The sequence below is a fragment of the Acidithiobacillus sp. TH-A67 genome (assembly GCF_057473545.1).
The window spans coordinates 1-13,762 of the sequence record NZ_JBYCKU010000031.1 but is presented as its reverse complement, the minus strand read 5'-3'; the positions used below and the strand labels follow the sequence as shown (position 1 = coordinate 13,762).

Below are 13,762 nucleotides of genomic sequence, written 5' to 3'. Positions count from 1 at the left end.
TGTTTAGCGTTGATTGTTGCCTTGAAACATCTTCAGGATGGCGTCGCTGCTGAGCTCTTCACCGTTCAGCGCCATGGCGAGGACCTCGCCGCCAATGACCTGGGGGGCGATGATCATATCCGGCTGTACCCGTTGCACGCGCTTGAGATTTTTACTGTCGTTGACCGCCGCCACGGTCTTCGCAGCGCCCTGTAGTTCGTGCGTAGCAAGGATGATGAAGGCGTTTTCCGAGTCATCGGCGCGCAGGGCGAGGACCGCGGCGGCGCTTTGGACATCAGCCTGATTGAGGATGTCGGTGTCGCTGGCGTCGCCGATGATCACATCCTCGGCTTGAAAATAGGTGTCGTCGGGCTGGCGCAGCAGAATGACCCGCACGACCTGTCCGCGGTCTTTCAACTGGCGATAGCTGTTGCGTGCCAGCGGCGTGTCACCAACGATAATGTAATGATCTTTCAATGGCATGAGAGATTCCTTGGACCGCTTCGCAAAAAAATTGAACTTTACTTCAATCTTTAGATTCTAAGAGAAGTGGTTTTTCCCGGACTTCACCTCCCTGTCCGGGATGGGAGTCCTCTCCTCCCTTTGAGGACTCATTATTGTTCCCCGCCGCCGGCGGGGGACTTTTTTCCAGCCAAGCGCTCAGTCTGCTCTGTAACTCCGGGAGCCCTTCGCCCTCTTTCGCGGAGAACAGTTGTGCTGTACTCCCTGCCATTTCTCCCGCGCGCAACACCCGCTGCAGGGTCTGCCTTGCTGCCCCACGCGACAGTTTATCGGCCTTGTTGAGGAGCACATGTACGGGTCGCTGGCAATGCGCGGCAAAGCGCAGTAGATCGCAGTCGAAGGGCATCAGTGGATGGCGAATGTCCATCACCAGAATCAGTCCCATCAGACTCTGGCGGCTGCGCAAGTACTGGCTGAGCAGCTCCCCCCATTGGGCGCGCATGGCCTCCGGAACCTTGGCGTAGCCATAACCTGGCAGATCAACGAGGCGCTGCTTGGGGCTGCCCAGAGTGAAGAAGTTCAGCGCCTGGGTACGACCCGGGGTGCGGCTGACCCGAGCCAAGGTGCGTTGTTGGCAGACGCGGTTGAGGACCGAGGATTTGCCCACATTGGAGCGCCCGGCCATGGCCACTTCGGCACCGCTATCGGCGGGGAGTTGGCCTAGGCGGGTCACGCTCAGCAGGTACTCGGCCTGCTGCAGACCAACCGTGCGCGCTTTCTCCGGCCTCGGAGTTTCCTTGGTATGTTCCATGCTAGGAGCATAGCCGTGCCACGCGGCTACTGGCAATTCTTTCCTGAGGCGCTAGACTGCGGGCAGATAACAGAATTGGGAGGTGGTCTTGCAGACCGTGAGTCGTGTTCACTCTGCGCAGTCTTCGCGATTGCGTCTGCTGCTGCAATTTTTGGGCTCGATGCGCCTGGCGGTGAGCCTGCTTGTCCTGCTCGCCATCGCTTCCATCATCGGTACGATACTGAGCCAGCAACAGCCCTATGACAACTACCAGCTCCAGTTCGGTAGCTTCTGGTTTCAGGTCTATCGCGAGCTGGGGCTCTACAACGTCTACCGGACCCTGTGGTACACCGGGATCGTCGCCTTTCTGGTCCTCTCCACTGCCACCTGTGTGACGCGTAATGGCCCGCGCATGCTGCGCGACATGCGCGCCCTGCCGATCCGTCAGCGCAGCGCGGCTATCCGTGCGCAGGAATATTTTTTCTCGACTGATGCGGAGCTGTCGGCCGAAGGCATGGCCAACCGCCTTGCGGCATTGCTACGCCAGGCCGGTTTCCGCCCGCGCCTGGAGCGTGAGGGTAGTGAGTTCTATGTAGCCGCGCGCAAGGGGCGCTTTCACCGGCTGGGATATTTCCTCACCCATCTGGCCATCATCCTCATCTGCGCGGCGGCCCTCTACAATGCCGATATTCCGGTGAAATGGGCAGAGTGGACGGGCGCTCTCCAGCCTGCCAAGAACTTCGACCTGCCTCTCAGTGAAATCCCCCGTTCGGCCTGGATGCCGCTGCACAATCCCGCTTACCGCGGCATCATCACCCTGCCTGAGGGACAGACGGCGGATGCCGTCTTCGAGCTGGCCGGCGCTGGCTACCTCGTGCAGCCCCTGCCGTTTCGCATTCATCTGCGCTCCTTTCACGTCAGTTACTACTCTACAGGCATGCCCCGCGATTTCGTTTCCGATGTCGTGCTCTACAGTCCGTCGGGCAAGGTACTGAAAAGTGGCATCATTCGCGTCAATCATCCGATGTCCTATGATGGCGTGGAAATTTATCAGTCGAGCTTCAGTGACGGTGGCTCCCTCCTGCACCTGCAAAGTTATGTGTTGGGAATGCCAGCGCTGCAGCCGGGGCAGCTCACGGGACGGGTCGGGCAGACCCTGCAGGCGGGGGGCTCCGGTTATTCGGTGCAGTTGAAGAACTTCTCCCTCTACAATGTCATGCCGCGCACGGCGGTAGGCGACAAGCCCGACCCGAAAAACCCTATGGTCAACCTGGGCCCGAGTTACACCTACGTGGTACATGACCCGCAGGGCGGCGCGGCGGAATTCAAAACCTATTTCAGCCCCATCAGCCGCAATGGGCAAGGGTATTTCGTGCAGGGATATCGTCAGGCGCTCGGCGATCCTTATCACTATGTCTATCTGCCCATCGGGCCCAACGGCGGCATCTCCCTGTTTCTGAATTATCTGGCTGCCTTGCAGGTGGCGGCGCGCGGCGGTGCACAGGCATCTCCGGCGGTATTTCAGCAGATTTTTGCGATGCTTGCCGCGCGTGTCGCACCCAATATGTCTACTGCCGAGCAGGATCGTTTCGTGCAGGCGAGCCTGAATGCCTTGGCGCAGATGCGGGATTATCCCGCTCCCTTTATTCTACATCTGCAGTCCTTCGACCATCGCTGGGCGGCCGGTCTGCAGGTTACCAAGTGGCCCGGCACGGTGCCCATCTACTGGGGTTGTGTGGCCCTGGTACTGGGAATTTTCATTCTCTTTTACCTGCCGCAACGGCGGATTTGGGCGCGGGTGGTGGAGGATCGGGAAGGCGGCAGTCATTTGGAACTGGGGGCCAGCGCTGACCGGAACAAGCGGGAGTTCGCCCGCGAGTTCGCTGCCTGGGAGCGTGCCTTGCGGACGCCGCCTGGAACAGAAGATACCACTTTGAATTGTTGACCTATTTAGAGAGAGGGGCGAACACATGGCAAAGAGCATGGAATCCTGGGCAGAAGAACTGCCCGCAGAGTATCGGCACCGGACCCTGGCGGAGATCCTGCGTAAGGAAGCCGCCTGGATCCTGGGCCTGACGGCGGTGGCGGTATTCATTCTCGTCCGCTGGGGCGCGCAGTTCGACTACTGGCAATATGTGGTGTTGGCGTCCTGGTATGTCGGGCTCTTGCTGGCCGGCGTTGCCTGGCGTCCGCTGCAGTGGGCGACCGTAGCCAGTGTCTTGCCGGCATTGGGCGCGGTCTGGCTCTATGCCCACGGTCAGACGGCAGAAAACAATTTCCTCTTGCACTACGTGTTACAGGGTGTCGCTGCTGCAATGTGGATGTCGGTACTCCTCCTCCTCGCTACCGGGGCCTACCTGCTGCATTTTTTCTCGGGGCGTGAGGCGGTGGGGCGCTGGGCGACGCGCCTGACCTGGGGTGGCGTGATCTTCGGCTTCATTGGTTTGGGCGTGCGTTGGCGCGAGACCTACCTCGGACACCCGAGCTGGGGACATATCCCCGTCAGTAATCTATGGGAAGTCTTTGTGCTTTTTTGCGCGACGACTCCGTTGTTTTACCTGTATTACGAGAAAAAGGCGCAAAATCGCAGCCTGGGGGCCTTTATCATGCCCTTGGTGGCGGCGGCGGTAGGCTTTTTGTTGTGGTTGACCCTGGCGCAACACATGGATCGCGTCGAGCCCTTGATCCCCGCCTTGCAGAGTTTCTGGATGAAGCTGCATGTGCCGATGATGTTTGTCGGCTACGCCAATTTCACCATTGCCAGCTTGATTGGCGCGGCATATCTGCTGCGTGAAGGGTCTGTCCGGCGCCGCGGAATCTTGGCCGCCCGCCTGCCCGACGCCGACCTGATGGACGAGGTCATGTACCGCGCCATTGCCCTGGGCTTCCTGTTTTTTACCGTGGCTACCATCCTTGGTGCGGTCTGGGCGGCGCGGGCCTGGGGCGGCTTCTGGTCCTGGGACCCCAAGGAAACCTGGGCCCTGATCGTCTGGCTCAATTACGCAGGCTTTCTGCACGCCCGGGTGGTGAAGGGCTGGCGCGGCCGCAGCATGGCCTGGTGGTCTTTCCTCAGCCTCTGGGTGGTCAGCTTCTGCTTCCTGGGTGTCAACATGTTCCTGTCGGGCCTGCATTCCTACGGCAAGCTCTGAGCTCAGGCATCGGCTTTCTTCGTCGCCGCTTCGGTGTTGCCGAAAAAGCGATGGAAGAAGAGCAGATACAGCGCCTGTAGCCCGGCGCCGAGGTAGAAGGGCCAGCTGAGCAGGCCAGCGGCGAAGAAGAGCCCGGCGATGGCCGGGCCAATAGCGCGCGGTGCCTGGATGCTCAGGCTGTTGATGGTGGCGGCGAGACCCCGGTGGCGCTGATCGACAATGCCCAGAAACAGGGCCTGCCGGGAACCGATGCTGCCCTGATTCATGGCCGAGCGGAGGATGTAGGCGAGCATCGCCAGCCAGAAGTTCGGCGCCAGAGGGATCAACAGTAACATCAACAAACCGACCAAGCGCAGGCGCACTACTGTACCTACCATGCCAAAGCGTCGGTTCAGGCGAATGCTGAACAGTGAGCTGGCCGCCGCCACCAGAAAGGCAATGGCCATACCCGGGCCGATCAGCGCCGGGCCCGCATGAAAACGCAGGTGCATCCAGTAGGCCATCAGCGGGCCGATCAAGCCGATGCCGAGGCCATTGAGGCTGTTGATGGCGCCAAAGCTGAGCAACGGACCCCAGTGAAAGGTGGTCGGTGCCGAGGCTGCCTCCTCCGCGGCCGCTGCGGATACGGCGCGGGGTCCGGGTTCGCGGGCACGGTACAGCAGCCACAGACTAGCCAATGCGCCGAGGAGGACCAGAGCAAAGAGGCTGCGGTATCCCAGGAGTTCGGGAAGAGCGCGGGCAAACTGGCCTGGCAGAGCGGCAAGCGCTGCCCCCAGGCCCATTCCCGCTAGCCCAATGGCGGTATTGATCGGCAAAACCCGGCCCCAGATTTCCTGCGCCAGGCTACGGGAAAGCCACGCCTGTTCCGCGGGCGCAAAGGGGCCGGCGCCGCCATTGGCGCCACGTCCAAAGGCACCGAGAAGGGCGGCAATGCTGAGGATGGCGGGATTACTGCTGAGCAACGCCAGAACGGCGGCAATGATCTGGGTGCCTTCATAGCCCAATAAAAAACGTCGTGCGCCGTAGCGGTCACTGGCGGGCCCTACCAGCAGGGTAGCAAGTCCGCCCAGCAGAAGACTGGCAGAGTAGAGAGCGCCGATCGCCACCGCCGTCCAGTGCAGGGCGTGCAGATACAGGGCAAAATCGACCACCAGGGCACCCTGCCCCACACTGCGCGCCGCGCGCGCAGCCAGCAGTCGGCGCGCGCTTGCAGGTACGTTGGTGAGCAGCAAAACGCTTCAGACAGCGAGGGTGGGGCGAATTTCCCGATTTTGTGTATCGACGTGGACCACTTTAGGTAGCCAGCCCTGCGCCTCCTGGGGACTGATTTGGAGATAGCTCGCGATGATGAGCAAGTCGCCCAAGGCCACGCGCCGGGCAGCGGCACCATTCACCGAAATGCAGCCACTATCGGGCGCGGCACTGATGGCGTAGGTAGTGAAGCGCTCGCCATTGTTCACGTCGTAGATCTGAATCTGCTCGAAGGGAAGGATGCCCGCCGCCGCCAACAGATCGGCATCGATGGCGCAAGAACCCTCATAATCGAGCTCTACCGCCGTGACCCGCACCCGGTGCAGCTTGCTTTTCAGCATGGTGATCAGCATCAGCGTTCCTTGTGCTCGTTGGAATGACGGCGAGCGAGGCGGTTGACGCCCACGGCGACGAGCAAGAGCAGGACGGGCGTCCCTACCAGGATCACGATTTCTCCCCACATGCTGAGCATCTCTTTGCCCCTCCACTTAGTAAACCATGAGTATTGTAACTGCTCGTCCGAGGGCGGGGAATCGCGCCCGCGTTTTTGCTACACTGGCGCCCATCCAGATCGCAGCAAGGATTTCCGATGGCCCAATACGTCTTCACTATGAATCGTCTGAGCAAGGTAGTACCGCCCAAACGCGCCTTGCTCAAAGACATCTCTCTGTCCTTCTTCCCCGGCGCAAAAATTGGCGTGTTGGGCCTCAATGGGGCCGGAAAATCGACTCTGCTCAAGATCATGGCGGGGGTCGACAAGCAGTATGAGGGCGAAGCTACACCTATGCCCGACCTGAAGATTGGCTATCTGCCGCAGGAACCCCACGTCGATCCGGAAAAGACCGTACGCGAGGCCGTAGAAGAAGGTTTGGGCGAGATCCTCACGGCGCGTGCCGAGCTCGACGCTATTTATGCCGCCTACGCCGAGCCGGATGCCGATTTTGACCACTTGGCCAGCGAGCAGGCGCGCCTGGAGGCGATTCTGGCGGCAGGTGACGGACATCAGGCCGAGCAACAAATGGAAGTTGCCGCTGATGCCCTGCGCCTTGCCCCCTGGGACGCTAAGGTGGGTACCCTCTCCGGTGGCGAAAGACGGCGGATTGCCCTCTGTCGCCTGCTCATCAGTCGCCCCGACATGCTCCTCCTTGATGAGCCTACCAACCACCTCGATGCCGAATCGGTGGAGTGGCTGGAGCAATATCTGGCGCGCTTTCCGGGTACCGTGGTGGCGGTCACTCACGATCGCTATTTTCTCGACAACGTCGCCGAGTGGATTCTGGAGCTCGATCGTGGCCAAGGAATTCCTTGGAAGGGAAATTATTCGACCTGGCTGGAGCAGAAAGAAAAGCGCCTGGAGCAGGAGGCGCGTGCCGAGGCCTCGCGCGTCAAGGCGATGAAGCAGGAGCTGGAATGGGTACGGCAGAGTGCTCGCGGGCGGCAAAGCAAGAGCAAGGCGCGTCTGGCGCGTTTCGAAGAACTGAGCTCCTACGAGTATCAGGCGCGCAACGAAACCCAGGAAATCTTCATTCCGGTGGCCGAACGCCTGGGCAATGAGGTGATCGAGTTCGAGAATGTGGCCAAAGGCTTTGGTGATCGTCTCCTGTTCGAAAACTTGAGCTTCAAGATCCCGCCGGGCGCCATCGTTGGCATTATCGGCCCCAACGGTGCCGGCAAGTCGACCTTCTTCAAGCTCATTACCGGCCAGGAGCAGCCCGATAGCGGCACGGTAAAGATCGGCCCCACCGTCCAGCTCGCCTACGTCGATCAGTCGCGCGATGCCCTTGCCGCCAAAAACAACGTCTGGGAGGAGATCTCCGGTGGACTGGATATCCTGCAGATCGGCAAGTTCGAGATCCCCTCGCGTGCCTATTGCGGGCGTTTCAATTTCAAGGGTGCGGATCAGCAAAAGCTGGTGGGACAGCTCTCTGGCGGTGAGCGTGGCCGACTGCACCTCGCCAAGACCCTGCTGACCGGTGGGAATGTGCTGTTGCTGGACGAGCCTTCCAACGACCTCGACGTGGAAACCCTGCGTGCCCTGGAGGATGCCCTCCTCGAATTCGCCGGTACGGTGATGGTGATCTCCCACGACCGTTGGTTTCTCGATCGCATCGCCACCCACATCATCGCCTTTGAGGGCGATGCCCATGTGGAGTTTTTTACTGGCAACTACCGCGAATATGAGGAAGACAAGCGCCGTCGTCTGGGGGAAGAGGCTGCACGCCCTCACCGGCTGCGCTTCAAGCCGATCAGCCGCTAGCCTTTGCCATTATACAGACTGGTTGGTATGATTTATCCGCATTGTCTATAGGGGAGAAAGTCGTATGGATGTCATTACCGCCGTTCAAAAGCGCCGCGCTGTCAAGAGTTTTGATCCGCAGCATCAAATGTCCGCGGAGACGCGCCGTGTGCTGCTCGAAAATGCCGCCCTCGCGCCCAGTGCCTATAATATCCAACATTGGCGAGTGGTCGATGTGCAGGATCCGCAGTTGCGCCAGGCCATCCGGGAAGTGGCCTGGGGACAAGCGCAGGTCACCGACGCTTCGCTACTCCTCGTTCTCTGTGCCGATCTTGATGCGTGGCAGGAAGAGCCGCAGCGCTACTGGGCGACCTCGCCGCAACCGGTGCAGGACTTTTTGCTGCCCAAGCTCGACGAATATTACCGAGGAAAGCCACAAGTGGCGCGCGATGAGGCCATGCGCAGTCTGGGGATCTTTGGGATGACCGTGATGTTGCTGGCGCAAGATCTGGGCTACGACAGCTGCCCGATGGATGGCTTTGACTTCGATGCCGTGGCGCGTCTCATCCATCTGCCCAAGAACTATGTGATTGGGTATATGGTGGCCGTTGGCAAGGGCATGGACAATGCCTGGGAGCGCAATCGCCTGCCGAGCAGCGACTGGTTGATCAAAGATCATTTCTGAGGGAAAACGCTCCATTATCTGGATTTGTGGGGCACTTTGCGGCAGACTCTGGACCATGTACCGAACGACCCCAGACGCAAGGTTGCCCGAGTGCCCCACATACTGACCCTACACGGACCCAACCTCAACCTTCTCGGCCGACGCGAGCCGCAGCACTACGGTCAAAGCACGCTGGCGCAGATCGATGCTGCCCTGCAGGCGCAGGCCCAAGTCTGGGGCTGGAGACTACGCTGTCTACAAAGTAACGCCGAGCATGAATTGGTCGATGCGGTGCAGGCCGCGGCAAAACAGGGGGTCGATTACATCATCATCAACCCCGCAGCCTTTACCCATACCAGTGTCGCCTTACGCGACGCCCTGAGTGCCGTCGCCATCCCCTTCATCGAAGTACACCTCTCCAATATTCATGCGCGGGAGCCCTTCCGCCGTCATTCCTATTTCTCCGATCTAGCCCAGGGAAGCATCGTCGGCCTCGGGCCGGATGGCTATACCCTGGCCCTTGAGGCGATTCGCCGTCGTCTGTCCGCCTGAACGACATCAAAAGGAAAGCATATGGACATACAATTCATTCGCCGCCTGGCCGACCTTCTCGAAAAGAGCTCCATCGATGAAATCGAGGTGGTCGAGGGAGAGAGCAAAGTACGCCTCTCCCGGCATCGGGAGGCCCCCGTCGCCGCCGTGTCCTACGCTGCGCCCCCTGCCGCGCCCAGCGCTGGCCCCGCGACCATGCCGGTGCCAGAGACCCCACCCAGTGCGGTGAAGGCGGAGCCGCCGCAGCCGGAAGGATACATGATCAAGTCGCCCATGGTCGGGACCTTTTATCGCGCCCCGTCACCAGAGGCCAAGCCTTTCGTCGACGAGGGCAGCGTGGTGAAGGCCGGCCAGACCCTCTGCATCATCGAGGCGATGAAGCTCTTGAACGAGATCGAGGCTGATGTGAGTGGCAAGATCCTCAAGATCCTCGTCGCCAATGGGCAGCCGGTGGAATACGGCGAACCCCTCTTCATCATTGCGCCCGAGTCCTGAAATGTTCGGCAAGATCCTGATTGCCAACCGTGGTGAAATTGCCCTGCGGGTGCAACGTGCCTGCCGCGAGATGGGAATTCGCACGGTGGCGGTGCATTCGGAGCCCGATCGTGATCTGATGCACGTCAAGCTGGCCGATGAGTCGGTCTGTATCGGCCCGGCGGCGTCGGACAAAAGTTACCTCAATATTCCGGCGGTGATTGCCGCGGCGGAGGTGACCGATGCCGAGGCGATCCATCCCGGCTTTGGTTTCCTCTCCGAGAATGCCGATTTTGCCGAGCGTGTCGAACGCAGTGGCTTTGCTTTTATTGGCCCGCGTCCCGAAAGCATTCGCATGATGGGTGACAAGATTGCCGCCAAGGCTGCCATGCGCAAGGCGGGCGTTCCCTGTGTGCCGGGTTCCGATGGCCCCCTGCCGGAGGATCCCGCCGAGATTCATCGACTGGCTCGAGAGATTGGCTACCCAGTGATTCTCAAAGCGGCCGGTGGTGGCGGTGGGCGGGGTATGCGCGTGGTGCATACCGAGGCGCACTTGCTGAATGCCGTCAGCCTGACCACTGCCGAGGCAGCGCGGGCCTTTGGCAACCCCGCCCTGTACATGGAGAAGTTCCTCGAAACGCCGCGCCACATCGAGTTTCAGGTGCTTTGTGACGGCCATGGCAACTGTGTTCACCTGGGCGAGCGCGATTGTTCGGTGCAACGCCGCCATCAAAAGGTCATCGAAGAGGCCCCAGCACCGGGAATCAGCGCCGAGCAGCGGCAAACGATGGGCGCTAGGGTCGCGCAGGCGTGTCAGGATATTGGCTATCGCGGCGTAGGGACCATCGAATTCCTCTATGATGCGGTCGCGCAGACCTTCTTCTTCATCGAGATGAACACCCGCATACAGGTCGAACATCCGGTGACGGAACTCATTACCGGCATCGACATCGTCAAGGCGCAGATTCGTGTCGCCACCGGAGAAAGGCTCTGGCTCAGCCAGGACGACGTGCAACTACGTGGGCATGCCATCGAGTGCCGCCTCAATGCCGAAGACCCCGAGCGCTTTGTTCCGTCTCCGGGGCAGATCACTGCCTGGCATCCTCCCGGAGGACCCGGGATTCGAGTCGATAGCCATATCTATGCCGGCTACCGAGTGCCGCCGTATTACGATTCGATGATCGGCAAGCTGATTGCCTTTGGTATCGACCGGGACGAGGCCTTGGCGAGAATGCGCAGTGCCCTGCGCGAGATCAACATCGAAGGTATCCACAGCAATATCGCTTTGCATCGGCGGATTGTTGACGATGCCCAGTTTGCTGCCGGCGGAGTGCATATCCACTATCTAGAGGCATTGCTCGACCTATGAGTCTTGCATGGTGGCAGCTCCATCTGCGCGTACCGGGGCAGGATTTGGCAGAAGTCGAGGAGCAGCTGCTGGCGGCGGGTGCCGAGGCAGTGAGCTGGCTGGAGGACGACGCGGCGGCCCCCGTCTTTGTCGATGGCGAAACCTGGCCGATCAATCAGGGCGAGGCACTCTTCGCCGGTACCCAGGAGGGGCGCGAGGCCATCGCTGGACTGCTGGCGCAGCCAAACTGGCAGCGGTATCAGCCACGCGTCGAGGCGCTAGCCGAACAGGACTGGGTGGCACAAACCCAAGCAGCGTTTCCTGCCCAGGCATTCGGACGACTCTGGGTGGCGCCCCATTGGGCAGAGGTTCCCGCCGATGCCCTGCTGTTGCGCCTGGACCCCGGACGCGCCTTTGGCACCGGCTCGCACGCGACGACGGCACTGTGTCTGGAGTTTCTGAGCGAGACCATTGCGGGTGGCGAGATGGTACTCGACTATGGTTGTGGGTCGGGAATTCTGGCCATTGGCGCTCTGTTGTTGGGTGCGGAATCTGCGCTGGGGGTAGATACCGATCCGGTTGCCCTGGAGGTGGCGCGCGAAAATGCCATGGAAAATGGTGTGGCCGAGCGACTGTCGCTGTGCTTGCCGAAGGAGGAGAAAGCGCGGCAATATGCGCTTGTCGTTGCCAATATCCTTGCCGCGCCGCTCATCGAGCTCGCCTCCCTTCTGGCGCAGCGAGTGTTGCCTGGAGGGCGCATCGCGCTTTCCGGGCTGCTCCATGCGCAGGAGGACTCGGTGCGGGCAGCCTACGCCCCGTATTTTTCCTTTGCACCAGCCAAGCGGCGCGAGGATTGGTCACTGCTGATTGGAACACGTTTGCCAGGAGGGCAAGATGGAAGTCCAGTGCCCGCGTTGTGAATCGACTTTTGCGGTAGAGCCTCTTTCGCTGCGACAGCATCAGGGATTGCTGCAGTGCAGCGTCTGTGGTGAGGTATTTCGCGTGCCGATCGCCGCACCTGCGGTGACCAAGTCTTTGGAAGCCGAATCTGCCCGTCGCGGCGGTATCGGTAGTTGGTTTTTGCTGGCGATCATTGTCTTTCTGCTTTTGGTATTGGTCGTGCAGATTCTCTGGTGGACCCGCAGTTATGCCTATCTGGCGGCGTCTCCCGCCATCCGCAACGTCATCGTGCAGGCGGCAAATGGCCTGGGGGTCGGAGTCCCCTGGCCAGGGCCCAACCGGGAAATCCATATCGTCCAGAGCACAGTAACGCCCTTGCCCAATCACCTGGCGTTGATTCGTGGACAGCTGGAAAATACCTCAAGGATGGTACAGGCGTATCCGCAACTTCAGGTGGTGCTCAGCAATGCTTACGGCTCGACAATTCGTACCCTGACCTTCGCCCCCAGCACGTACCTCCCGGGAGATGTACTGCCCCGTGATGGATTTTCCCCCGGGCAGAAGGTGCCCTTCACCCTGCAGGGACCCCAACTCGAAGCGGCGCCTGGCTATCAGGTCACGATACTGAGTCTGCCGTGACGGATGTTTCAGCCCCCGGCAAGGAGGAGATGCCCAGCCTGCGCGACTGCGTTTTGCACCAGGTGGGGCGCTATTTTGCCGATTTGGGATCAGAAGCGCCGCAAAACCTGCACCAAAAAGTCATGGAAGAGGTCGAGCGCGCCCTCCTGGAGAAAGTGTTGCAACAACATGCCGGGCAGCGCGGCATCGCCGCGCAGTGTCTGGGAATCAACCGCAATACCTTGAGCAAAAAGATTCAGTACTACGGGCTGGAGATCTGAATCACCGGTTTTATCCAGTGTGTGCCAGGCTCCTGAGGCGGCGTTCCGTTGGCAAACTTTTGGTAATAATCCATCACCTTGGGCACGTAGTTTTGCGTCTCCTGGAAGGGAGGGATGTGGTAGCCCGCCTGGATCACCGCCTGACTGCCGGCGTTGTACGCTGCCAGAACCAGCCGTAGATCGCCGCCAAATTTGCGCATCAGATCGGCCAGATAGGCGGCGCCGCCGCGGATATTTTCCGCGGCATCAAAGGGGTTTTGCACCCCAAAACGACTCGCCGTGGCCGGCATCAATTGCATCAAACCCATCGCCCCCTTGCTGGAGACCGCGCCGGGGTTGAATCCGGACTCGACGCGAATCACCGCATTGAGCAGCGCGGCGCTCAGTCCGTATTGTTTCGCTGCCGCCTTGACGAAGGGTTGCAATTCGCTGCGGGCAATGGGGTTGACGTTTTGCCGGGCGATATGCGTCGCCATCTTTGGCGTGCGCATGACCAAGCGGTATTGTTCCTTGTGTTGGGGCAGATTGGTGAGATGGACGACGCCATCGCTTCCCGTGTAAGCGTAAATATCCGCTTGCGCCGAAGTACTCAGCAGCGCAAGCCAGACGATCGCCAGTATCCGCCGTCGGGTCATTTGATGACTCGCAAACCCGGTCGTTGTGCCACCGGCTTGTCGCTTTTCTGTGCCGGTTCCGGCGCGGAAGGGGGCGTGGCTGGCTCGGGAAATCCCATCCCTTCTTGGGTTTCGGCGGCGTAAATGGCCACCACTGCGGCCATCGGCACAGCAATGCGACGGGCAACGCCACCAAAGCGCGCCTGAAACCGAATCCAGGAATCGGCCATCTGCAGGCCCACCACCGCCGCAGGGGAGATATCGAGAACGATGCGGCCGTCACGATCATAACCCGCGGGCACCTCGACGCCTGGATAATCGACCTTCACGACGATGAAAGGGGAGAAGCCCTGTTCCACACACCAGGCATGAATGGCCTCCAGTAAAAAGGGCTTGGCGGATTCTGGTAGCAACTGCATCCCTCGGTTCACGATTGGCTCCCTG

The 13,762-nt window shown here is 60.5% G+C and carries 16 protein-coding genes; 10 read left to right on the top strand and 6 right to left on the bottom strand.

Annotated elements, in window-relative coordinates:
- Positions 1-3: 3 nt before the first annotated feature.
- Entirely contained in the window at positions 4-462 is a 459-nt protein-coding gene (locus tag AC2VNM_RS04670; protein WP_483165171.1) for an NAD-binding protein, read from the bottom strand.
- 43 nt (positions 463-505) lie between these two features.
- Positions 506-1,252, bottom strand: a complete 747-nt coding sequence (yihA, locus tag AC2VNM_RS04665; RefSeq protein ID WP_483167190.1) for a ribosome biogenesis GTP-binding protein YihA/YsxC — start codon at positions 1,250-1,252, stop codon at positions 506-508.
- 97 nt (positions 1,253-1,349) lie between these two features.
- On the opposite strand from yihA, the gene AC2VNM_RS04660 reads away from it, so the two are divergent.
- Together AC2VNM_RS04660 and ccsB are read left to right on the top strand one after the other, a co-directional pair.
- Positions 1,350-3,176, top strand: a complete 1,827-nt coding sequence (locus AC2VNM_RS04660) for a cytochrome c biogenesis protein ResB (RefSeq protein WP_486912968.1) — start codon at positions 1,350-1,352, stop codon at positions 3,174-3,176.
- 25 nt (positions 3,177-3,201) lie between these two features.
- Complete coding sequence (gene ccsB / locus AC2VNM_RS04655) at positions 3,202-4,380, top strand: c-type cytochrome biogenesis protein CcsB (protein ID WP_486912945.1); 1,179 nt, start codon at positions 3,202-3,204, stop codon at positions 4,378-4,380.
- Between the two features lie 2 nt (positions 4,381-4,382).
- Here ccsB and AC2VNM_RS04650 read toward each other — a convergent pair whose 3' ends face one another.
- Together AC2VNM_RS04650 and panD are read right to left on the bottom strand one after the other, a co-directional pair.
- Entirely contained in the window at positions 4,383-5,612 is a 1,230-nt protein-coding gene (locus AC2VNM_RS04650) for an MFS transporter (RefSeq protein ID WP_486912944.1), read from the bottom strand.
- Between the two features lie 6 nt (positions 5,613-5,618).
- Complete coding sequence (gene panD, locus AC2VNM_RS04645; RefSeq protein ID WP_483165176.1) at positions 5,619-5,984, bottom strand: aspartate 1-decarboxylase; 366 nt, start codon at positions 5,982-5,984, stop codon at positions 5,619-5,621.
- A 236-nt stretch (positions 5,985-6,220) separates the two neighbouring features.
- On the opposite strand from panD, the gene ettA reads away from it, so the two are divergent.
- The 8 genes from ettA to AC2VNM_RS04605 all read left to right on the top strand — a co-directional run bounded on the left by ettA (position 6,221) and on the right by AC2VNM_RS04605 (position 12,704).
- Positions 6,221-7,888: an energy-dependent translational throttle protein EttA gene (ettA, locus tag AC2VNM_RS04640; protein ID WP_483165177.1), complete on the top strand. Its 1,668-nt coding sequence runs from the start codon at positions 6,221-6,223 to the stop codon at positions 7,886-7,888.
- A 64-nt stretch (positions 7,889-7,952) separates the two neighbouring features.
- Positions 7,953-8,552, top strand: a complete 600-nt coding sequence (locus AC2VNM_RS04635) for a nitroreductase family protein (RefSeq protein ID WP_486912943.1) — start codon at positions 7,953-7,955, stop codon at positions 8,550-8,552.
- Between the two features lie 90 nt (positions 8,553-8,642).
- Complete coding sequence (gene aroQ, locus AC2VNM_RS04630) at positions 8,643-9,083, top strand: type II 3-dehydroquinate dehydratase (protein ID WP_483165179.1); 441 nt, start codon at positions 8,643-8,645, stop codon at positions 9,081-9,083.
- Between the two features lie 21 nt (positions 9,084-9,104).
- Positions 9,105-9,578, top strand: coding sequence for an acetyl-CoA carboxylase biotin carboxyl carrier protein (gene accB, locus AC2VNM_RS04625; protein WP_483165180.1), 474 nt, complete (start codon positions 9,105-9,107; stop codon positions 9,576-9,578).
- A gap of 1 nt (position 9,579) precedes the next feature.
- Entirely contained in the window at positions 9,580-10,926 is a 1,347-nt protein-coding gene (accC, locus tag AC2VNM_RS04620) for an acetyl-CoA carboxylase biotin carboxylase subunit (protein ID WP_483165181.1), read from the top strand.
- The gene (prmA, locus tag AC2VNM_RS04615; protein WP_486912942.1) at positions 10,923-11,825 is read left to right on the top strand and encodes a 50S ribosomal protein L11 methyltransferase; all 903 of its coding nucleotides are present in this window, start codon (positions 10,923-10,925) and stop codon (positions 11,823-11,825) included. Before accC ends, prmA begins: the two co-directional genes overlap by 4 nt.
- Entirely contained in the window at positions 11,800-12,444 is a 645-nt protein-coding gene (locus AC2VNM_RS04610; protein WP_483165183.1) for a zinc-ribbon and DUF3426 domain-containing protein, read from the top strand. Before prmA ends, AC2VNM_RS04610 begins: the two co-directional genes overlap by 26 nt.
- Positions 12,441-12,704 carry a helix-turn-helix domain-containing protein gene (locus AC2VNM_RS04605; RefSeq protein ID WP_483165184.1) on the top strand — a complete coding sequence of 88 codons (264 nt, stop codon included), beginning with the start codon at positions 12,441-12,443 and terminating at the stop codon, positions 12,702-12,704. The genes AC2VNM_RS04610 and AC2VNM_RS04605 overlap by 4 nt, the downstream gene beginning before the upstream one ends.
- On the opposite strand, the gene AC2VNM_RS04600 is transcribed toward AC2VNM_RS04605, so the two are convergent.
- Together AC2VNM_RS04600 and AC2VNM_RS04595 are read right to left on the bottom strand one after the other, a co-directional pair.
- Positions 12,686-13,339, bottom strand: a complete 654-nt coding sequence (locus AC2VNM_RS04600) for a transglycosylase SLT domain-containing protein (RefSeq protein ID WP_483165185.1) — start codon at positions 13,337-13,339, stop codon at positions 12,686-12,688. The genes AC2VNM_RS04605 and AC2VNM_RS04600 overlap by 19 nt on opposite strands.
- The gene (locus AC2VNM_RS04595; protein ID WP_483165186.1) at positions 13,336-13,749 is read right to left on the bottom strand and encodes a ClpXP protease specificity-enhancing factor; all 414 of its coding nucleotides are present in this window, start codon (positions 13,747-13,749) and stop codon (positions 13,336-13,338) included. Before AC2VNM_RS04595 ends, AC2VNM_RS04600 begins: the two co-directional genes overlap by 4 nt.
- Between the last annotated feature and the right edge of the window lie 13 nt (positions 13,750-13,762).